Genomic DNA, 20,409 nt, shown 5'->3' with positions numbered 1-20,409 from the left:
GTTCTAGGATACTTCCAACTTATACCCAATACCATGTACGTTGGTTAGCTTAATATTAGGGTCGTCTTGTAGTTTTTTACGAAGTTTAGAGATGTAAGTATCTAAGCTTCTACCTACCACAACACCATTATCTTCCCAAATACGTTTTGTGAGTTCTTCTCTGGAGATAATTTCATTAGGCTTTTCAGAGAAGATTTCAAGGATTTCACATTCTTTTTTAGAGAGACTTATTTCCACGGCTTGTTTTACGAGCTTATGCTGTTCTGGGTAAAAAATAAAACCTCCTAACTTTATTCTGTCATCGTTGTGTTCTTTAGGTTTTAAAACGGTTCTTCGTTTTAAAATGAATAGAACTATCAAAATTAAAATGAGTAGTAAAGCAATAGGAATCCAAAACGATACAATAGTTTCATCATTATTTTGAAATTTCACCAATAGTAAATAACACGATTTTGGTAAAACCCGACTGCCACAAGGAACAATTTCACTATCCTTTTTGCGCTTCATTTGATAGCTATAAGCAATTTGGTCATCGCTACACTGTACAACTTCAATAATGTAATTTGAAGGTAACTCAGCAGTTTTAAAGTTTCGAGTTATAGCATCTACTAAAAATCCAGGCTCAATAGACAATTCATTTTGAAATTGAAGTTTATAAGTCCCTGTGTCAATTTCTTCAATAGGTAAAACCAAAGAAGTAGAATCATTTTGTAACAATAGTAGCTCATGACCGACAGCTCTAACAGCTACTTTTACTGTATCAGAATTAGTCTCTTGCATTTTAGAAGCACAAGAGGTTAGCACAATTGCAACTACTAATAATAGATTAAAGCGACAGTGTTTTTTCATAAGCTATGTAAAGAACAGCATTTTAAACACTTTTTACAAGACTTCACATTTCTTTTACACTTTTTTGACACTTTCTGAGCGCTAACAATCTAGTTTTGGATAAAATCTTAGAAATGAAAAAATGTCTTATCATCTTATTATTAATGTTTCTTCTTGGGTGTAAGAACTCAAAAAATGATGTCTTATCTAATGATGTTCAAATTCAAAATAATAATATATCTCAGCAGTCGATAAGTCTAGTTTTAAAAGAGAATGCAGATCTAACGATTAATGAAAGAATAGAACTATACAGAACTCTAAAACGTAATGAAGCAGATGCCTACAATTTTGAAAACAAGGACGAAATTACAATGTATGGTTACGGATTGCTTTGGGACAATAAACCAGGTGAAGCTTTAGAGGTTTTTAAGTTGATTGTAGAGCAATTTCCTGATTGGTATAACGCTTACGATAGTTTGGGTGAAGCATATTTCAATCTGGGTGAAATGGATTTAGCCATTAAAAATTATAAAAAATCCTTAGCAATGAATCCAGATAACTTTAATGCTGAGGATATGATAGCTCGCATTAATTTTCCGAATAAAAAACCAATAAATCCTTCAGAAAAATTTGCAAAAATATTTCCTGTTGAAGATTACAAAGCCGATTTAGATCAATTGGCTAATAAGTTATTAGAGGTTCATCCCAATGCATTAAAATTTATTTCTAAAGCCAATTTTTGGAAAACGGTAAACGAAAAGAAAGCTGCCATAAACGAAAATACAACCTATGCTGAGTTTTCTTGGTATTGTCGTGAGATTATTTCAAGTATCAACTGTTCGCATACATCTAACAATTTCTCGCAAGATTGGGATGCTATGCCAATACAATTGTTGTTTCCTTTAGATGTAAGGTGGATTAACGAACGACTGTATGTCATTGATGGTTGTACCAATGCCAATAAGGTTGCCGTAAAAGATGAAATCACTAAAATTAACGGATTGCCAGTTGAGGATATTGTTTCAGAAATTTACAAACATATTCCGTCTCAAGGTCATATAGAGACTTATAAACGTCATAAATTTAATTATTGGGCAACAGCCATGATTCCGTATGCGTTGAATTTTCCAAAACGCTTCTCAATTCAAATAAAAGAACAAAAAACACCAATTATCTTGAACGCTTTAGATGCTTATCCAAGCTTTAAAGAACCTTTTGCCAAACCTTGTCCAGATAATTTATGTCTCGATTTTGAGTATGATAAAATCGCTGTATTAACCATTTCGAGCTTTAATTATTATCCTTGGAATAACCTTAGCGAGTTTGAAAATTTTATTGATGATAGTTTTCAAAAAATAAACCAAAATAAGACTGAAAACCTTATTATAGACTTGCGTTTTAATGGAGGAGGCTCAGCAGAATCAAGTATTCACTTACTAAAATATTTAATAGGCAAACCATTTGCTTACTTCTTAAATATAGATGCAGAAACAGAAGAAATTATGCATCAACCCTTTAAGAAAACTTACAAAGGGAAACTCTATTTTTTAATTGATGGTAATGGCAATTCTACTACAGGTCACTTTATGGCAATGACAAAGTACCACAATCTTGGTACTGTTATAGGCGAAGAATTAGGATCTAATCACTTTTGTACGGCTGGCCAAACAGTTTTAAGATTAAAGTATACAAAGTATCAATATTACGCAGCAAATACGACATCTCAAGTAGCTGTTAAGGGACTAGATGATAGTAAAGGTATACTTCCAGATTATGAAGTAATACAACCTATAAACGATTATCTCAATAATCAAGATTCTGTCAAGGAATTTACTTTTAAACTTATTCAAAATCAATAAAATAAATCAATTATGAAACGAACAATTATTCTATTAATCTTTATGGCAGTTTGCATTTTTACTGGTTGTAAGAAAGAAGCAAACACAAACAGCGAGAATTTATTGGTGTCAAAAGAAGAAATTCCAGAAAAAAGTACAGCAAATTTAGAAGGAAAGATTGCAATTAATTTAGAGAAGAGTGTTGTAAAGTGGAAAGGTTCTATGCTTTTTAGCTTTGGAAACCACTTTGGAACGGTAGATTTTAAAGCAGGTTCCCTAGAGTTTGAAAATAATGAAATTAAAGACGGTAGTTTTGTTGTAGATATGACTACTATTGTTAATACAGATGGAGATTATAGTGAAGATTTGGTAAACCACTTAAAGAATGATGACTTTTTTGATGTTGAAAAATTTCCAGAGTCTAAATTAGAGTTTACAAGCTTTGAAAAGGTTAATGATAATAGGCTTAAAATAGATGCAAACCTAACTATTAAAAATGTTACAAAGCCAGTAACTTTATTCAATGTAGAATATTATCCAAATGAACAGAAGCTTTCCACTAAATTTAAAATAGACAGAACAGAATTTGGGATAACCTACAGCTCAAAGGGAGTAGCAAAAGTTAAAGATTATGCGATTTCCGATGCTGTAGAACTTGAGGTCGAAGTGCATTTTAACCATTAGAATATGAAAAGAATTTCATTGTCAATAGTGTTTGTGTTTTGTTTTTTATTTGGTGTTGCTCAAATAAACAAATCAGAAAATCTTTTAGAGGTTGATAGTTTGTGGGCAAAAGAAGTCTTTGAATTTCCAATTCATTTTGCCCGAGAGATTAACTATAAAGGATTTGAAGAAGCCTATTTTCCAAAAGAATGGTCTAATCAAGATAGTATAGAGTATTGGTCTTATGCCTTTGCTTGGAGTATAGAAGGAAATATTGGAGTAAATGAAAGCACCTTAGAGCAAGATTTGCAATTGTATTTTGATGGCTTAATGACCGTTGTCAACAAGGATCAAAATTTTAAAGTTCCTGAATCTATTGCACTATTTTTAAAAGACGGAGAAAACAGTTTTAAAGGAAAAATTCGTCTTTATAATGCGTTTCATTCAAAAGATATGATGACTTTAAATGTTTCAGCTAATTATTACAAGTGTTTAGAAAAGGATAAAACATTATTGCTGTTTCGGTTTTCTCCAAGTGATTTCGATTTCGATATTTGGGAAACATTAGCAGCTATAAAATTCAAAGCTAATGCCTGCGAAATAGATATTAATGAAGACTAAAGGACTTACCGTACTTGACTTCTCAAAACAACTTTATGCAATAACTTAGGAAAAAAGCGTTTCAGGTAAACACCTTTGGTTTCGCCTTTACCAATATATACTTCAAACTTTTGTTTTTTAATGGCTTTTAGCATCCGTTTGGCAAAAACATCAACATCTAAGCCGTTTTCTGTTGCTGTATCTTGTTCGTTTTGGGTAGAGCCATCACCTGTCAATGCATTGCGCGCAACGTTAGTATTTACAAAACCAGGGCAAATCATGGTCACTTTTATGTTGTCTTTATCGTGCTCTAATCTTAAGGCATCAAAAAAGCCATGGAGTGCATGTTTTGCACCGCAATAAGCAGAGCGATAAGGCGAGCTGAATTTGCCCATTAAACTAGTAACAGTAACAAAATGACCAGATTGATTGGCAATAAAATGTGGAAGTAAGGCTTTAGACAGAGCTACTGTACCTAAATAATCAATATCCATAAGTTTTTTGTCTACTTCGATATCTGTATCTATGATTAAAGAGCGCTGACTAATGCCACCATTGTTGATGAGAATATCAACGTTGCCAAACAATGAAATAGCTTTTTCTATTATGGTTGGCATGGTTTTATAATCTGCTAAATCTAAAGGGAGGACTTTGATATGTTCAGGTTGTTGACATTCGTTTTTAACGGTGTTTAAAACTGTTTCTCTTCGAGATGATATTATGAGTTTGCAATTTTGTTTTGACAATTCCAATACTAAGGCTTTGCCAATACCACTCGAAGCTCCTGTTATCCAAAAAACTTTATTGTCAAATGTCATGTTTTATTTCTTGGAGTTCAACCATTCTTCACGTAAATCATCACTTAGCTTACCAGTGCCATCGTGTTTCCAACCTGGTGGTTTTATCAAATATTGAAAACGATCTTTTAAAGATTTTTTTCCGGTAAATGTGTCTTTTAGCATGTTCCACCACTCAATAAAAGCAATCTTAACAGGATTATAAGTGTTGATGTTAGTTACAAGTCCATATTTTACCTTTTCGTCATCTAACTCTGGTTGAAATGTTCCGAAGAGTTTATCCCAAATAATCAATATTCCAGCATGATTTCGGTCTAAATAAATCGGGTTACTACCATGATGCACTCTGTGATGCGAAGGTGTATTAAATATGGCTTCAAACCAACGTGGCATTTTATCTATGGCTTCGGTATGAATCCAAAACTGATATAATAAACTAATGGACATTTGTAATAATATCATGGCAGGATGAAATCCTAAAAGCGGTAACCACAGCCAAAAAATGAACGAATAAAAACCACCAGACCAAGTTTGTCGTAATGCTGTGCTTAAATTGTAGTGTTGAGATGAATGGTGTACCACGTGAGATGCCCAAAACAAGCGACACTCATGCGAAATTCTATGAAACCAATAATATGCCAAGTCGTCTGCAAAAAATAGTAGAACAAAAGACCACCATGCTACCGGAATTGTAAACAATCTAAAGTTTTCATAAACCCAAGTTAAAGCCAATAAGACTAACACTTTACTCGCAAATCCTAAGATTACATTACCCAAACCCATTGCTATAGATGAGAAAGCATCCTTTGGTTCATAACCTTTTACGTGCTTTAATTGTTCTCTTGTAGTAACATATAATTCTAGCAACATAGCTAAAATGAAAAAAGGTATTGCATAAAGAATAATATTTGGAAAATCTGGCATTTGTAGGTGTATTTGAGCTTCTAAAATACGAAAATATTTAACTACTTTTGCTATTGAATTATGATAGCCACTTACCATAAGTATACTCTCAATTTTAAGCGACCAAGCGGTACGTCTAGAGGTGTTATGACAACCAAAGAAACCTGGTTTATTCTTCTCAAAGAAGAGGGTAAAACAGGAATAGGTGAGTGTGGCATTTTAAGAGGTTTGAGTATAGATGATAAACCAGATTATGAAGACAAACTAAAATGGGTTTGTAATAATGTTCATCTTGGTTTAGAGTTTTTGTTAAAGGAGCTAATAGAATATCCAAGTATTCAATTTGGATTAGAAACAGCTTTTAAATCTTTAGAAAGCGCATCTAAATTCAACCTTTTTCCATCTAAATTTACTAAAGGGCAAGATACTATTCCGATTAATGGATTGGTTTGGATGGGAAACGAAGTCTTTATGCGTAAGCAAGTAAAGGAAAAAATTGAAGCTGGATTTGACTGTATAAAACTAAAAATTGGTGCTATAGATTTTCAAACCGAGCTTGATATTCTAAAGTCTATACGAAAAGAGTTTTCAATTTCAGATATAGAATTGCGTGTAGATGCTAATGGAGCATTTTCTCCTAAAGAAGCTCTCGAAAAATTGAAGCGTCTTTCGGAATATCAATTACATTCCATAGAACAACCCATTAAACCAAAGCAGTTTGAGGAGATGGCAAGCCTTTGCGAAACTACACCATTACCAATTGCTTTAGATGAAGAATTAATAGGTGTGTTTTCAAAAGAAAATAAACTACAGGTGCTTCAAACTATAAAACCACAATATATCATCTTAAAGCCAAGTCTTGTTGGTGGTTTTAACGGAAGTCAACAATGGATAAATATTGCCGAAGATTTAAATATAAAATGGTGGATAACTAGTGCGCTAGAAAGTAATATAGGCTTAAACGCCATAGCACAATGGACTTATACATTAAAAAATACGATGCCTCAAGGGCTAGGAACAGGAAGTTTATATACTAATAATTTTGCTTCACCATTAACCGTAAAAAATGGTACTTTGCAATACGATTTAAACAAAGATTGGAAATTTAAAATATGAGACTTAATTACATACAACAAGCCTATAAAGGTCAACGAGAAATCTGGATGTTTATCCTAACTACAGTATTGGTTGCAGGTATCTTCTTGCTAAACTTTGTGTTTTATTTAATAACAGATCCTTCAGAAATGGAGGCTGCTTATGAAATGATGAAGGATATACCATCTAGTCTCAATCTAGCAATTAATCTTATACCTTTTGCATTTTTATTGGGTCTATTGTTTGTGTTGGTAAAATATGTTCACCAACGTAGTATTTTATCCTTAACTACAACTAGACGCAAAGTTGATTATGGTAGGGTATTTTTTGCTTTTATGATGATTGCTGTTTTTACAATAGTATCATTCATTGTAGGCTATAACATTGATGCTTCAGAGATTGTTTATCAATTTGACTTTAAGAAGTTTTCAATTTTATTTTTAGTAAGTATTGTTCTTTTTCCTTTTCAGATAGGATTAGAAGAATACCTGTTTAGAGGTTATTTTATGCAGTATATTGGTGTTTATGTAAAAAATAAATGGTTTCCATTAATCCTTACTTCGGTTTTGTTTGGTATAGCTCATAGTGCAAACCCAGAAGTTACTAATGTTGGTTTTTGGAAAATGATGATATTTTACATAGGTACAGGTTTGTTATTAGGTATTATGACTTTAATGGATGACGGATTAGAACTTGCCTTAGGGTTCCATCTAGGAAACAACTTGCTTGCATCTCTTTTGGTTACAGCAGATTGGACAGCATTACAAACCGATGCCATCTTTAAAAGTACTGCTGAGCCATCAATGAGTATTGTTGGCGAAATTTTAATACCAGTATTGGTTGTTTATCCAATTATGTTGCTAATTTTATCTAAGAAATATGGTTGGAAAAACTGGCAAGAACGTTTGTTTGGTAAGGTATACGAACCACCAAAAGAAGATTATAAAATTATAGGAGAATAATGGCACCAAAATACGATAAAGTTCATAATAGATTTAAACTAAACGGTCTGCACTACGACCACGAAGATTTAAAAGAAGTAGCATACAGTCTTATAAAAGAAGGCGAACCTTACGAAAAGGCTACAGGAAACTTTTTAATCGATTGGTTAAATGATAAAGATTATATAGAAGTTAATACGTCTGGATCAACAGGTAAACCAAAACTGATAAAACTCAAAAAACAAGCCATGGTAAATTCTGCCATTGCTACTGGAGATTTCTTTGGTTTAGAGCCAGGCAACACAGCTATAGATTGTTTACCAAGCCATTACATTGCAGGTAAGATGATGTTGGTGAGAGCCATGATTTTAGGGTTAGAGCTTGATCATGTAGAACCAAGTGCACATCCAATTTTCGATTATGAAAAACACTACGACTTTTGTGCTATGATTCCTTTACAGCTTAAGCACACGTTAAAGTATACTTACAATATAAAAACCATTATTGTAGGTGGATCTAAAGTGACACAACCATTATTAGAGCGTATTAAAACTTGCAGTCCTAAAGTTTTTGAAACCTATGGAATGACAGAGACCGTTACTCATGTTGCTGTTAGACAATTGGCATCAAAAGTATCTAAAGGCGAGAAGTATTTTAATGCTATACCTAATGTGAATTTTTCTCAAGACGAGAGACAGTGTTTGGTTATACATGCATCTAATTTATTAGGAGAGCCTTTGGCAACAAATGATATTGTAAAATTAAAATCAGAGACCAGTTTTCAGTTGTTTGGGCGTTATGATAATGTCATTAATTCTGGTGGTGTAAAATTATTTCCAGAACAAATTGAAGACAAATTACATCCTGCTATAGACGAGCGTTTTATAGTTGCTGGAGAAGAAGATGAAACATTAGGGGAACGTCTTGTTTTAATAGTAGAAAATCCAAGGGATTCTGCTGAAAGTATTGCAAATAGGATAAAGTACATCAAAGACCTTACTAAATTTGAAGTGCCAAAGCATATTTATATTACTGATAAGTTTGTTGAGACTGTAAATGGTAAAATTCAGCGTGCTAAAACTATAGAATCGGTTTTAGGATAGATTAATGATTTTCTATGTAATATTAAATGTACATTAGGATAAAACAAAAACCCAATACATGAGCATTGGGTTTTTAGTTTAAAATAAAATATGTGAGTTCAAAAATTAGTTTCCTGCAGAAAGATTTTTCATTTCTTCTTCAATCATTTCGTAGAACTGATCAATTTTAGGAAGTACAACTATTCTTGTACGTCTATTTTTTGCTCTGTTTTCAGCAGTATCATTTGCTACTAATGGCACATAGTGACTGCGTCCAGCTGCAATTAGTTGCTGAGGGTTTACTTCTAAGCTTTCTAAAACTCTAACAACAGAGGTTGCACGTTTTACACTAAGATCCCAGTTGTCTAATAATGGAGGTTTATTATAAGGTACATTGTCTGTATGTGCTTCCACCATAGCTTCAAAATTAGGCTTACTGTTGATTACCTTAGCTACTTTAGCTAAAATTTCTTTAGCTCTATCTGTTACAGTATAACTTCCGCTTTTAAATAATAACTTATCAGCAATAGAGATAAATACAACACCTTTTTCTACGTTAATTTCAATGTCTGGATCGTCAATACCAACTTCCTTTTTTAAACTAGTAACGATAGCAAGTGTTACACTATCCTTTTTAGTTAAGGCGTCTTGTAAACGAGAAATCTTTAAATCTTTTTCTTTTAAGCTTTCTAAAGATTTTTCAAGGTTTTCAGCACCTTTTTGTGTTAAGGTTGTTAAGTTTCCTTTGGTGTCAATTAAATCTTGATTCGCTTTACGTAAATCAGCTAACTGATCTTTCATGGTTTCTACTCTGGCATTTGCCGCAGCAGCATCAGAGAGACATTTATTTAATTTTACAGTAGCAGTATTTAATAAATCTTGTGTTTCTTGTTGTTTTGCTTCAAGTGCAGCATATTCTTTCTTCGATACGCAAGATGCTAGCAACACCATTGAGCAAACACTTAATAACATTAGTTTTTTCATAATTTTCATTATAGTTTAAATTGTTAATTTTAACATATCAAAATTATAGAAAAGAAAACTGCGTAAGATATAGATTAACAAAACTTTTAACAGTTTTATAAACAATTAAAAGTTTTTACCTTCTTTATAAAATAAGACCAAACAATAGAAGAGGTTTGGTAATAATTAGAACGTCTCTTGAGTGTTCTGCGTTCCTTTAAAATTCTACCCAAATTTATATAAAACGAATAATGTGCTTTTAAAACTGCCCAAAAATGTAAAGGTTTTAACTGAAATAAAAACCTAATACCTGCAACACCATCTAAAAACATTCTTGTTATAGCCTTAGAAAACACGTTTTTTTCTGTGTTTTTAACCAAAGTCATAAGGCTATTTCTAAAATTTAAGTATGTCTTTTTAGGATTGGTATTACTTAGAGTTGCACCACCAACATGATACACTGTAGATGTGCCAACATATTGTGTTTTATAATTACTATTGTAGGCGCGCCAACATAAATCTATCTCTTCCATGTGCGCAAAATAGCTTTCATCAAAGCCGTTTAAAGTTTTGAAAACCTCATTTTTAATAAAGAAACAAGCACCAGAAGCCCAAAAAATATCTATGACATTATTGTATTGCCCTTTGTCGTCTTCAATGCTATCAAAAATACGACCTCTACAAAAAGGATAACCATACTTATCTATAAATCCACCTGCAGCACCAGCATATTCAAATTTTGACTTGTCTTTGTAATCTAATATTTTAGGTTGAAGGATGTCTGGTTTAGCTTCAGAATTGAAAGCCGTTAGAATTCCATGAAGCCAATTCTCAGTAACTTCAATGTCACTATTTAAAAGGCAAAGTAGTGGTTCAGAAACATGTTGCAACGCTTCGTTATAACCTTTAGCATAACCACCATTTTCAGAATTTTGAATTATTGTAACCTCAGGAAACGAAGTTTTTAAAAATTCAACAGAATTATCAGTAGAGGCATTGTCTGCAACATAAATTTTAGCAGCTTCAGAATACTTTAAAATCGAAGGTAAAAATTGCTCTAACAGAGTTTTACCGTTCCAGTTTAAAATAACAATTGCTATATCCTTGTCGCTGTACATTTATGCCTTTTTATAATTAGGAATATCTCTTAAGAACTGATAACATTCAGCCTCAGTGTCCATTTGACAATAATAGTGATTTATGCCGTTTGTTACCATTAGAAATTCGGCATTTAACGCTAAATTATAACGTGCAATCTGGTCGAAAGTATCTTGGTTTATAGTAATGTCATACGATTTACATTCAACGATGAGTAGGATGCTACCGTCAGAATTGAAGATAACAATATCGTAGCGTTTCTTTAAGCCGTTAATGTTTAATTCTTTTTCAACATTAATTAACGATTTAGGATAATTTTTCTCATTAATTAGATAGTGGACACAATGTTGTCTCACCCATTCTTCGGGTTGAAGGACGATGAATTTTTTCCGAATAACATCAAAAATAGAAACTTTATTTTCTGTACTTTTGAATCGGTATTCAAACTGTGGAAAGTTAAGTTTTTGCACTTCACAAAATTAAAATTATAATATCATTCGAGCAAACGATTTAAGAGATTGGACGAAGTAAAGGCATTAGTAGCAGATATTAAGAAAGGACAAATTAAGCCCATCTATTTTCTTATGGGTGAAGAGGCTTATTATATTGATAAAATTTCAGATTTTATTGAAGATAATCTTTTAGATGAAGCTGAGAAAGGGTTTAACCAAATGGTGCTTTACGGAAGAGATGTTACCATAGATGATATTGTAAGCAATGCCAAGCGTTATCCTATGATGGCAGAGCGCCAAGTGGTTATCGTAAAGGAAGCGCAAGACCTTAGTCGTACTATAGAAAAACTAGCATCGTATGCCGAAAATCCGCAGCCAACAACGGTTTTAGTCGTTAATTACAAGTATAAAAAAATTGATAAGCGCAAAGCATTATATAAGGCCATAAACAAAAACGGTAGTGTAGTTTTTGAAAGTAAAAAACTCTACGATAATCAAGTGCCAGATTGGATAAGACGTGTGCTAAAAGGGCAAGGATATGATATTTCGCCCAAAGCAGCTCAAATGCTGGTTGAGTTTTTAGGAACAGACTTAAGCAAGGTGAACAATGAGCTCGATAAGCTAAAAATTGTTTTACCAGAAGGCACGCAGATTACACCAGATCATATTGAGGAAAATATCGGAATAAGTAAAGATTTCAATAATTTTGAGCTACGTAAAGCTGTTGGTGAACGAAACATTGTAAAAGCACACCAAATTGCGAAGTACTTTGCAGATAATCCTAAGGATAATCCTATGGTAGTGACTGTAGCTTTGCTGTTTAATTTCTTTTCTCAGTTATTGCATCTTCATGGTATGACTGACAAAAACCCAAGAAGTGTGGCTTCAGCACTGAGGGTTAATCCTTACTTTGTAAATGAATATCTTACAGCTGCTCGCAACTATCCAATGAAAAAAGTAAGCGCTGTTGTAGCTTTACTCAGAGAATTTGACGTAAAAAGCAAAGGAGTAGGTGCTAATGCAGTTCCTCAAGGCGACTTGCTAAAAGAACTTTTGGTAAGGATAATGGGTTAATTATTCTATCAACAAGCGTTTTCTTATTGTGTTTTTTCCAGAGGTATCTTCAATGGTTATGAGATATATTCCAGAAGTTAAACCTGAAACATCAATATGTTTTTTGCTTGATGTTTTCACGAGTTGACCAGTTACATTATAGATTTTAGTTTGAAGATTTTCTTCGCTCAACGTAATTTTGGTTTTAGCTGGATTTGGGTAAAATGAAATCGATGTCAATTCAGTTTCATTCATAGAAAGGGTAGAGGTATTGAAGCTATACAAAGCAGGTTGAAGAGCACCGTTTTCTTCAGCTGTTATATAATACTCGTTTGCGTTAAGAGGATATATACCTTCGATTTGAAATGAATAATTTTCTGGTACAGCAATAGAGGTTTTTGTAACACTTCCGTTAGAAAATAAGCCAGAGTTAAACCCGCTTAATTCAATTAAAAAAGCGCCACCACCATCAAATCCTGTAATAACAATTTCGTTACTCAATGTATTGAATGTCGCTCCAGATACCAAACCACCTGCTGTAATACTATCAACCATAGAAATACTGTGTGAGCCAGGTGTTTTTGGTAATTCGTAAATGTTGGTGTTGCCATCTAGCCAATTTCGGGTAAACACATAAAGACTATTATTATAATGTATTAAGCTCTCTGCATCAAAATTGGTAGCAAACGGATTTGTTGTAAAATCTGTTTGATCAGCGTAACTAAAGTTAATGACATCTGCGGTAACAGAAGTATTATTCAAATAATCTGAAATGGCAATTCTGTAAACCTTTAAATCTGTTCTATCCCCTTGGTAATTACCAAAATCGCCAATGTAAATGTATGTTCCGTCTTGAGTAAGATCTTCCCAATCGATATTAGTAGCATTAGTAACAGTAACTGTACGAGTTACATTTCCTGTAGAAATATCTATATCAAAAAGTTGATTGGTATTTGCACTATCGTTATGCGTAATCAATGTGTTGTTAATATACAATAACCCTGAGGTTTCACTGACGGTTGTGTCTAATGAAGTTTCTAATGTAAACTGTTGCGCATTGATGCCTAAAAATGATAAAACCCAAAATAGACTAAAACAGAGAATAAGTCTCATAAAATAATGATTAAAGCTTAAATGTACACAACAAAAGGTATCACAGGCAAAAAAACATGTGAGTCACCTTTATTTGGGTTAAAACTATAGTTTTCTATGATAATGCAACAATTCTTCATCAGATGTAGGCAATGTTCCGATGCCTTTTAGTTCAAAACCTAAACGCTCTAGTAGTTTTCTTGATGATAAATTTTCTTCTAAAGTATAGGCGCTCAGTTGGTTTAGACCATGATTATCTTTCATTATTTCTACAAGCTTTGATGTGGCTTCAAAAGCGTAACCTTTTCCTTCGTTAGATGGCAAAAACGCAAAGCCAATGTCGGGTATTTCTATACCCTCTCTGTGGTAAACTCCACAGGTACCAAGTTTTACATTGTCAGATTTTCTAATAATAACATTATTGCCATAACCATGAGTAGCTATTTGTGGTAATGCTTTTTCTGTAATATAAGCTTCAGCATCTTCAACGGTTCTTACATTTCTATCGCCAATAAATTGAATCCATTTTGGCGTATTCATTAATTCTAAAACGAATGGTGCGTCATCTGTTGTTATTGGTCTAATGTGAAGACGTTGGGTTTCGAATGAATCTTTCATTATTTAATTAATCTAAATACATTATTATTCTATTGGCTCGGAAAACCTTATTTTTACTTCCTCAAAAAGCTTTTTCAATATACAGAATATTATTAATGAAGTTATTCTCAAAAGAACAAATATACGAAGGTGATAAACTCACTACCGAACGCCAAAATATTTCTTCAACAGACCTTATGGAGCGTGCAGGAACCCAAATTTTTAATTGGATTCATATGCGTATGCAAGGTGCACAAGTGCCAATTCATGTATTTTGTGGAATAGGTAATAATGGTGGAGACGGTTTGGTATTGGCTAGACATTTAATCACTCACGGTTATAATGTTGTGACTTATATCGTTAATTGTAGCGACAAGCGTTCCAAGGATTTTTTAATCAATTACGATAGAATAAAAAACGTTACCAAAGACTGGCCAAAAATGCTAAGTTGTTCTGGCGATTTTTCTGAGGTTACTATAGATGAAAGAGATATTATAGTTGATGCTGTTTTTGGTATAGGTCTTAATCGTCAACCTAATGAATGGGTGCAAGAATTGTTTCAAAAATGGAGAGCGTCTAAAGCATTTACCTTGTCAATAGATATTCCTTCAGGATTATATACAGATAGAGCTATTGAAGACGAAAATGCCGTAGTACATGCCAACTACACATTAAGTTTTCAGTCACCAAAATTGATATTCTTCTTACCAGAAACTTCAAAATTCACGGTGCAATGGGAAGTATTGGATATTGGTATAGATCGCGATTACTTAATGCAAACCGAAGCCGAAGCGGAGTTAATTTCAAAACATGAAGTTTTACCCTTATACAAACCAAGGGAAAAATTTTCACACAAAGGAGATTTTGGTCATGCTTTAATCGTTGGTGGAAGTTACGGAAAAATAGGTGCTGTTAATTTAGCTAGTAGAGCTGCTTTAAGCTCTGGTGCAGGATTGGTTACTGCATTTATCCCTAAATGTGGTTATCATAGTATGCAGACGTCTTTTCCAGAATCTATGGTGATTACTGATAAAGATGAAGAATACATTTCAGATATTTCATTTACAATAGAACCCAATTCAATTGGTTTGGGTGTTGGACTTGGAACTGAAGACAAAACTGTAAAAGCTATCGAGGCTTTTTTAGAGACCAACAAAGTACCATTGGTTATAGATGCTGATGGCTTAAACATCTTATCTAAGAAAAAAACATTACTTAAATTATTACCAGAACAAACAGTGTTAACACCACACCCAAAAGAGTTAGAACGCTTAGTTGGTGAGTGGTCAGACGATTTTGATAAGCTTAAAAAAGTAAAAGCGTTTTCTAAAAAGTACAAAACAATAGTTGTTATAAAAGGTGCTAACACAATAACAGTTTTTGGAGACAAACTTTATATAAACACAACAGGAAACCCTGGAATGGCAACTGCAGGCACAGGCGATATATTAACAGGAATAATTACAGGTTTAATCGCCCAAGGTTATGAACCATTGGCAGCAACTATTTTTGGTGTGTATTTACATGGTAAGTCTGCCGATATTTCTCTTGAAGATTACGGGTACCAAAGCTTAATAGCAAGTCATATTATCGAAACATTAGGCGAAGCATACATCGATTTATTTAAACAACCAGAGCAAGAGCAACAACAGCAAGAAGAACAACAAGACGCACAATAACAGTTATGGATAACTATCATATTATATCATCAGATGCTTTAGATATTGTAACCATTTACAACATTTTTAAAGACAATAAAAAACTAAAACTTTCTGAAACATCTATTCAGAAAATAGAAAATTGCAAAACGTATCTCAATAATAAATTAGCCAACAACAAAAAGCCAATGTATGGCATTAATACAGGTTTTGGGTCGTTGTATAATGTTAAGATTTCGGATAAGGACTTAACTAAGTTACAAGAAAATTTAGTGATGTCTCATGCATGTGGAACTGGTGATCGTGTACCAGAATCTGTAGTGAAGGTAATGTTACTGTTGAAAATTCAGTCGTTAAGCTACGGTCATAGTGGTGTACAGCTAAAAACGGTTGAACGATTAATCGACTTCTTTAATAATGATATTTTTCCGTTTGTATATACGCAAGGGTCTTTAGGTGCTTCTGGTGATTTGGCACCTTTGGCACACTTAGCATTACCACTTTTAGGAAAAGGAAGTGTTGTGCATGATGGTGAAAATTATGAAGCTTCAGAATTGTTAGAAAAATTCAATTGGGAGCCTATAAAGCTTGAAGCTAAAGAAGGTTTGGCTTTATTAAACGGAACACAATTTATGAGTGCCTATGGTGTGTATTTGTTGTTAATGTCTCATAAAACATCTTATCTAGCAGATATAATTTCTGCGATTTCTTTAGATGCTTTTGATGGCAGATTAGATCCGTTTCATGATTTAGTTCATGATGTTAGACCTCATCCAGGACAACGTAAAGTAGCCAAGCGATTTAACGAGCTTTTAGAAGGCAGTGAGTTAATTACCAGAGAAAAAGAACACGTACAAGATCCTTATTCGTTTAGATGTATTCCGCAAGTGCATGGAGCTACTAAAGACACTTTAGACTTTGTTGAAAAGGTAATCTTAACCGAAATCAATTCGGTAACTGATAATCCTAATATTTTTTCAGAAGAAGATTTAATTATTTCAGGAGGAAATTTCCATGGACAACCATTGGCTTTAGCTTTAGATTATTTAAAGATTGCTATGGCAGAAATAGGCAATATTTCTGAACGACGAATTTTTCAACTCGTTTCAGGTTTAAGAGGTTTGCCAGCCTTTTTGGTAGATAACCCTGGATTGAATTCTGGTTTTATGATTCCGCAGTATACTGCTGCTAGTATTGTTAGTGCTAATAAGCAATTGGCATCACCTGCAAGTGTTGATAGTATAGTGTCTAGTAATGGGCAAGAAGACCATGTAAGTATGGGAGCCAATGCGGCAACACAAGCTTATAATTTGATTAGAAATGTGGAGCGTGTTATTGCTATTGAGTTGATGAATGCATCTCAGGCTATAGAGTTTAGAAGACCTATGAAAACATCTCCATTATTAGAGTCGTTCTTGGAGCATTATAGAAAAGCTGTACCTTTTATTAAAGAAGACGAAGTGTTGCATGATGATATTGAAGCATCTATACAGTTTTTGAAAGATGTAGATATTGAAGTAGAAGAGTTGTTTTTAAATAACTATGGAGTAGAGAAGCATTAGATAGAGTAATGGTTAATTCTTTTTGATTAAATCTTTTGCCCAATTAATAGCATCTTCTAATTCTGAAAATATTTCGAACGGCTTAGAAAAAAACATCTGTTCTATTTGTGCGTTTAGTTTTGCCATATGAACTCTTGAAACAACTGCAAACCCAGCAAGATTTTTTACCCTCGTGGTTCTCGGGTAAACATTTGGGTCAACAGAATAAGAGTTAATTCTATTGGTGATGTACACAAATGGTTTGCTATAATGATTTTCTGTGATTTCAATTAAAGCTTCATTGTGCTGATGGTCTAAATGTACACCTTCGTTAATTTCTGCAATTACATATCTATCGTAGAAAGAAAGTGTACAAAACTTTAATTTTACAACAGTTTCAAGCATTTTTAGAACAGTTTTTATGTATTAAGATAAAAAAAACTCCTCAATTTTTGAGGAGTTTTAACTTAAAATATTAAATCGTCTTAAGATTCGGTAGGCTTACCAGAGCTCTTAACCTTAATTTTTAGCTCATCTTTTTTAGCATCTAAATCCATTGTGATTGTGTCCCCTTCTTGGATTTTAGCATTGATAATCTCTTCGGCAAGCGCATCTTCAACATATTTTTGAATTGCCCTGTTTAACGGTCTTGCACCATACTGTTTGTCAAAACCTTTTTCAGCAATGTAGTCTTTAGCTTTGTCAGTAAGTACTAAATCGTAACCTAAATCTTTAATGCGTTTAACAAGTTTAACTAGTTCTATATCAATGATTTTATCAATATCTTCTTTTTCTAATGCATTAAAGACAATAACATCGTCAATTCTATTCAAGAATTCTGGTGCGAATGCTTTTTTAAGAGCATTTTCTATAACGCCTTTTGCATGATCAGATTCTTGAGCTTGCTGTGCAGATGTACCAAAACCAACACCAGTACCAAAATCTTTAAGCTTACGAGCTCCAATGTTGGAAGTCATAATGATGATTGTATTTCTGAAATCGATTTTGCGACCTAAACTATCCGTTAGATAGCCATCATCAAGAACTTGTAAAAGCATATTGAAAACATCTGGATGTGCTTTTTCAATCTCATCTAATAATACAACAGCATAAGGTTTACGTCTAATCTTTTCAGTAAGTTGTCCACCTTCTTCATAACCTACATATCCTGGAGGTGCTCCAATAAGTCTAGATACTGCAAATTTTTCCATGTACTCACTCATATCTATACGAACTAATGCATCATTGCTGTCAAATAATTCGCTAGCTAAAACTTTAGCTAATTGCGTTTTTCCAACACCAGTCTGCCCTAAAAATATAAATGAACCAATAGGCTTATTTGGATCTTTTAGACCAGCTCTGTTACGCTGAATCGCTTTTACAACCTTTGCAACAGCATTATCTTGCCCAATAACACGTCCTTTAATAAGCTCTGGTAATTTCGCCAGTTTATTTAATTCGGTTTGAGCTATCTTGTTTACAGGAATGCCAGTCATCATAGAAATAACATCTGCAACATTGTCTTCAGTAACGATTTCTCTATGTTGTTTGGTTTCTTCTTCCCATTTCTCTTGGGCAGTAGCTAATTCTTTTTCAAGACGTTTTTCATCATCTCTTAGCTTTGCAGCTTCTTCATACTTCTGTTTCTTAACAACACTGTTTTTAGTTTCCTTAACTTCTTCAAGTTGCTTTTCCAACTCTATGATTTGCTTAGGAACATCAATATTTGTGATATGCACGCGAGAGCCAGCTTCATCTAAAGCATCAATAGCTTTGTCTGGTAAGAAGCGTTCTGTCATGTATCTGTTTGTTAATTTTACACAAGCCTCAATAGCTTCAGGTGTATAATCAACATTATGGTGTTCTTCGTATTTACCTTTAATGTTGTTCAATATTTCTATAGTTTCTTCTACAGAAGTAGGCTCAACAATAACTTTCTGGAAACGACGCTCTAAAGCACCATCTTTTTCAATATACTGTCTGTATTCATCTAAAGTGGTTGCACCAATACATTGAATTTCACCTCTTGCTAAAGCAGGTTTGAACATGTTAGAAGCATCTAAACTTCCGGTAGCTCCACCGGCACCAACAATGGTATGTATTTCATCAATAAAAAGAATAATATCATCATTCTTTTCAAGCTCGTTCATTACGGCTTTCATACGTTCTTCAAACTGACCTCTGTATTTTGTGCCAGCAACTAAGCTTGCTAAGTCTAATGTAACAACACGCTTATTAAAGAGAGTTCTAGAAACTTTACGCTTTACAATGCGTAAAGCCAAACCTTCTGCAATGGCAGATTTACCAACACCAGGTTCACCAATTAAAAGAGGGTTATTCTTTTTTCGTCTGCTTAATATCTGAGAAACACGCTGTATTTCTTTTTCTCTACCCACTACTGGGTCTAATTTTCCTTCTTCGGCAAGAACGGTTAGGTCTCTACCAAAGTTGTCTAAAACTGGCGTTTTAGACTTTTTATTTGTTTTGCTAGACTGGCTTCCACCGAAAGGGTTTTGCTTAGCATCATCCTCTTCATTTACATCGTCATCTGAGTATGATTCGGCTTTTGGCTCATCTAGGTAATCATCTTCGCTTGTAATCATAGATTTAAATTCGTCTTTAACATTATCATAATCAACTTTAAGTTTATTTAATAACTTAGTCGTTGGGTCATTTTCATTTCTTAATATGCACAGTAATAAATGTGCTGTATTTATAGAGGTGCTTTGAAACAACTTAGCTTCTAAGAATGTTGTTTTTAAGGCACGCTCAGCTTGCCTCGTAAGGTGCAAGTTTTTCTTTTCGTTTGATGTTGTAGCGATATTGGGATTGGCTGGGCTTAAAATCTCAACTTTACGTCTTAAATGATTTAAGTCCACCTCTAAAGCGCTCAAAATATCTATAGCTTTTCCACTACCATCTCTTAAAAGCCCTAACATTAAATGTTCGGTACCTATAAAATCGTGGCCTAGGCGTAAAGCTTCTTCTTTGCTAAATGCTATAACATCCTTAACTCTTGGGGAAAAATTATCATCCATAGTAAACTCCTTTCTGCATTAAAAATAGTAAAAACATATTATCTAAATGGCAAAAACCATACCTTAAATAAAATGGTTTAACGAATAGACTAAAAAAGCATTTCAAATCAAAGCAAATTCAATGATACTTATTAACGAAAAAGATATTAAAAATTGTTAATAAAAACTCC

General features: G+C 33.4%; 19 protein-coding genes. 9 read left to right on the top strand and 10 right to left on the bottom strand.

Features of this window, described 5'->3' with window-relative positions; genetic code table 11:
• Window positions 1-3: 3 nt before the first annotated feature.
• Complete coding sequence (locus MST30_RS14920) at window positions 4-849, bottom strand: winged helix-turn-helix domain-containing protein (RefSeq protein ID WP_243472207.1); 846 nt, start codon at window positions 847-849, stop codon at window positions 4-6.
• 113 nt (window positions 850-962) lie between these two features.
• Between MST30_RS14920 and MST30_RS14915 the strand changes: the two genes are divergently transcribed.
• Genes MST30_RS14915 through MST30_RS14905 form a run of 3 tightly spaced genes read left to right on the top strand, consistent with a single transcriptional unit; the run spans window position 963 to window position 3,950 of the window.
• Window positions 963-2,687 (top strand): S41 family peptidase, encoded by a 1,725-nt coding sequence (locus MST30_RS14915; RefSeq protein WP_243472206.1) that lies wholly within the window; start codon window positions 963-965, stop codon window positions 2,685-2,687.
• Between the two features lie 12 nt (window positions 2,688-2,699).
• Window positions 2,700-3,350: a YceI family protein gene (locus MST30_RS14910; protein ID WP_243472205.1), complete on the top strand. Its 651-nt coding sequence runs from the start codon at window positions 2,700-2,702 to the stop codon at window positions 3,348-3,350.
• Window positions 3,351-3,353: 3 nt separating this feature from the next.
• Window positions 3,354-3,950 carry a hypothetical protein gene (locus MST30_RS14905; RefSeq protein WP_243472204.1) on the top strand — a complete coding sequence of 199 codons (597 nt, stop codon included), beginning with the start codon at window positions 3,354-3,356 and terminating at the stop codon, window positions 3,948-3,950.
• A gap of 5 nt (window positions 3,951-3,955) precedes the next feature.
• Here the strand turns inward: MST30_RS14905 and MST30_RS14900 are convergent, their stop codons facing one another.
• Entirely contained in the window at window positions 3,956-4,747 is a 792-nt protein-coding gene (locus MST30_RS14900) for an SDR family oxidoreductase (RefSeq protein WP_243472203.1), read from the bottom strand.
• A gap of 3 nt (window positions 4,748-4,750) precedes the next feature.
• Entirely contained in the window at window positions 4,751-5,650 is a 900-nt protein-coding gene (locus MST30_RS14895) for a sterol desaturase family protein (protein ID WP_243472202.1), read from the bottom strand.
• A 60-nt stretch (window positions 5,651-5,710) separates the two neighbouring features.
• On the opposite strand from MST30_RS14895, the gene MST30_RS14890 reads away from it, so the two are divergent.
• From MST30_RS14890 to MST30_RS14880, 3 genes are read left to right on the top strand one after another with little or no spacing between them, the layout of a single operon-like run.
• Window positions 5,711-6,745, top strand: coding sequence for an o-succinylbenzoate synthase (locus tag MST30_RS14890; protein ID WP_243472201.1), 1,035 nt, complete (start codon window positions 5,711-5,713; stop codon window positions 6,743-6,745).
• Window positions 6,742-7,686 carry a CPBP family intramembrane glutamic endopeptidase gene (locus MST30_RS14885; RefSeq protein ID WP_243472200.1) on the top strand — a complete coding sequence of 315 codons (945 nt, stop codon included), beginning with the start codon at window positions 6,742-6,744 and terminating at the stop codon, window positions 7,684-7,686. The genes MST30_RS14890 and MST30_RS14885 overlap by 4 nt, the downstream gene beginning before the upstream one ends.
• Window positions 7,686-8,768, top strand: coding sequence for an AMP-binding protein (locus MST30_RS14880; protein ID WP_243472199.1), 1,083 nt, complete (start codon window positions 7,686-7,688; stop codon window positions 8,766-8,768). Before MST30_RS14885 ends, MST30_RS14880 begins: the two co-directional genes overlap by 1 nt.
• Window positions 8,769-8,873: 105 nt before the next feature.
• Here the strand turns inward: MST30_RS14880 and MST30_RS14875 are convergent, their stop codons facing one another.
• The 3 genes from MST30_RS14875 to MST30_RS14865 form a co-directional block, all read right to left on the bottom strand.
• Window positions 8,874-9,731: an OmpA/MotB family protein gene (locus tag MST30_RS14875; protein ID WP_243472198.1), complete on the bottom strand. Its 858-nt coding sequence runs from the start codon at window positions 9,729-9,731 to the stop codon at window positions 8,874-8,876.
• Between the two features lie 95 nt (window positions 9,732-9,826).
• On the bottom strand, window positions 9,827-10,828 hold the full coding sequence (locus MST30_RS14870) for a glycosyltransferase family 2 protein (RefSeq protein ID WP_243472197.1): 1,002 nt from the start codon (window positions 10,826-10,828) through the stop codon (window positions 9,827-9,829).
• Window positions 10,829-11,278, bottom strand: coding sequence for a type I restriction enzyme HsdR N-terminal domain-containing protein (locus MST30_RS14865; RefSeq protein ID WP_243472196.1), 450 nt, complete (start codon window positions 11,276-11,278; stop codon window positions 10,829-10,831).
• Window positions 11,279-11,326: 48 nt separating this feature from the next.
• Between MST30_RS14865 and holA the strand changes: the two genes are divergently transcribed.
• On the top strand, window positions 11,327-12,334 hold the full coding sequence (gene holA, locus MST30_RS14860) for a DNA polymerase III subunit delta (RefSeq protein ID WP_243472195.1): 1,008 nt from the start codon (window positions 11,327-11,329) through the stop codon (window positions 12,332-12,334).
• Here the strand turns inward: holA and MST30_RS14855 are convergent, their stop codons facing one another.
• Both MST30_RS14855 and MST30_RS14850 read right to left on the bottom strand, forming a co-directional pair.
• A complete protein-coding gene (locus MST30_RS14855) occupies window positions 12,335-13,426 on the bottom strand; it encodes a T9SS type A sorting domain-containing protein (protein WP_243472194.1) in 1,092 nt (363 codons plus the stop codon).
• An 84-nt stretch (window positions 13,427-13,510) separates the two neighbouring features.
• Window positions 13,511-14,023, bottom strand: coding sequence for a GNAT family N-acetyltransferase (locus tag MST30_RS14850; RefSeq protein ID WP_243472193.1), 513 nt, complete (start codon window positions 14,021-14,023; stop codon window positions 13,511-13,513).
• A gap of 95 nt (window positions 14,024-14,118) precedes the next feature.
• Between MST30_RS14850 and MST30_RS14845 the strand changes: the two genes are divergently transcribed.
• Entirely contained in the window at window positions 14,119-15,681 is a 1,563-nt protein-coding gene (locus MST30_RS14845; protein WP_243472192.1) for an NAD(P)H-hydrate dehydratase, read from the top strand.
• 5 nt (window positions 15,682-15,686) lie between these two features.
• Window positions 15,687-17,222 carry a histidine ammonia-lyase gene (gene hutH / locus MST30_RS14840; RefSeq protein ID WP_243472191.1) on the top strand — a complete coding sequence of 512 codons (1,536 nt, stop codon included), beginning with the start codon at window positions 15,687-15,689 and terminating at the stop codon, window positions 17,220-17,222.
• Between the two features lie 12 nt (window positions 17,223-17,234).
• On the opposite strand, the gene MST30_RS14835 is transcribed toward hutH, so the two are convergent.
• Both MST30_RS14835 and MST30_RS14830 read right to left on the bottom strand, forming a co-directional pair.
• Window positions 17,235-17,606 (bottom strand): hypothetical protein, encoded by a 372-nt coding sequence (locus MST30_RS14835; protein WP_243472190.1) that lies wholly within the window; start codon window positions 17,604-17,606, stop codon window positions 17,235-17,237.
• A gap of 80 nt (window positions 17,607-17,686) precedes the next feature.
• On the bottom strand, window positions 17,687-20,239 hold the full coding sequence (locus MST30_RS14830) for an ATP-dependent Clp protease ATP-binding subunit (protein WP_243472189.1): 2,553 nt from the start codon (window positions 20,237-20,239) through the stop codon (window positions 17,687-17,689).
• Window positions 20,240-20,409 lie beyond the last annotated feature (170 nt).

Origin of the sequence: Winogradskyella sp. MH6, from assembly GCF_022810765.1 — a bacterium.
GTDB lineage: Bacteria > Bacteroidota > Bacteroidia > Flavobacteriales > Flavobacteriaceae > Winogradskyella.
The sequence above is the reverse complement of the archived record's forward strand: the minus strand, read 5'-3'. Positions and strand labels throughout refer to the sequence as shown.

Coding starts and splice junctions, on each gene's coding strand:
- MST30_RS14885 (WP_243472200.1), top strand. CDS start 6,742: ATGAGACTTAATTACATACAACAAGCCTATAAAGGTCAACGAGAAATC.
- MST30_RS14910 (WP_243472205.1), top strand. CDS start 2,700: ATGAAACGAACAATTATTCTATTAATCTTTATGGCAGTTTGCATTTTT.
- MST30_RS14905 (WP_243472204.1), top strand. CDS start 3,354: ATGAAAAGAATTTCATTGTCAATAGTGTTTGTGTTTTGTTTTTTATTT.
- hutH (WP_243472191.1), top strand. CDS start 15,687: ATGGATAACTATCATATTATATCATCAGATGCTTTAGATATTGTAACC.
- MST30_RS14855 (WP_243472194.1), bottom strand. CDS start 13,426: ATGAGACTTATTCTCTGTTTTAGTCTATTTTGGGTTTTATCATTTTTA.
- MST30_RS14900 (WP_243472203.1), bottom strand. CDS start 4,747: ATGACATTTGACAATAAAGTTTTTTGGATAACAGGAGCTTCGAGTGGT.
- MST30_RS14845 (WP_243472192.1), top strand. CDS start 14,119: ATGAAGTTATTCTCAAAAGAACAAATATACGAAGGTGATAAACTCACT.
- MST30_RS14835 (WP_243472190.1), bottom strand. CDS start 17,606: ATGCTTGAAACTGTTGTAAAATTAAAGTTTTGTACACTTTCTTTCTAC.
- MST30_RS14830 (WP_243472189.1), bottom strand. CDS start 20,239: ATGGATGATAATTTTTCCCCAAGAGTTAAGGATGTTATAGCATTTAGC.
- MST30_RS14850 (WP_243472193.1), bottom strand. CDS start 14,023: ATGAAAGATTCATTCGAAACCCAACGTCTTCACATTAGACCAATAACA.
- MST30_RS14875 (WP_243472198.1), bottom strand. CDS start 9,731: ATGAAAAAACTAATGTTATTAAGTGTTTGCTCAATGGTGTTGCTAGCA.
- MST30_RS14895 (WP_243472202.1), bottom strand. CDS start 5,650: ATGCCAGATTTTCCAAATATTATTCTTTATGCAATACCTTTTTTCATT.
- MST30_RS14880 (WP_243472199.1), top strand. CDS start 7,686: ATGGCACCAAAATACGATAAAGTTCATAATAGATTTAAACTAAACGGT.
- MST30_RS14890 (WP_243472201.1), top strand. CDS start 5,711: ATGATAGCCACTTACCATAAGTATACTCTCAATTTTAAGCGACCAAGC.
- MST30_RS14915 (WP_243472206.1), top strand. CDS start 963: ATGAAAAAATGTCTTATCATCTTATTATTAATGTTTCTTCTTGGGTGT.
- MST30_RS14920 (WP_243472207.1), bottom strand. CDS start 849: ATGAAAAAACACTGTCGCTTTAATCTATTATTAGTAGTTGCAATTGTG.
- MST30_RS14870 (WP_243472197.1), bottom strand. CDS start 10,828: ATGTACAGCGACAAGGATATAGCAATTGTTATTTTAAACTGGAACGGT.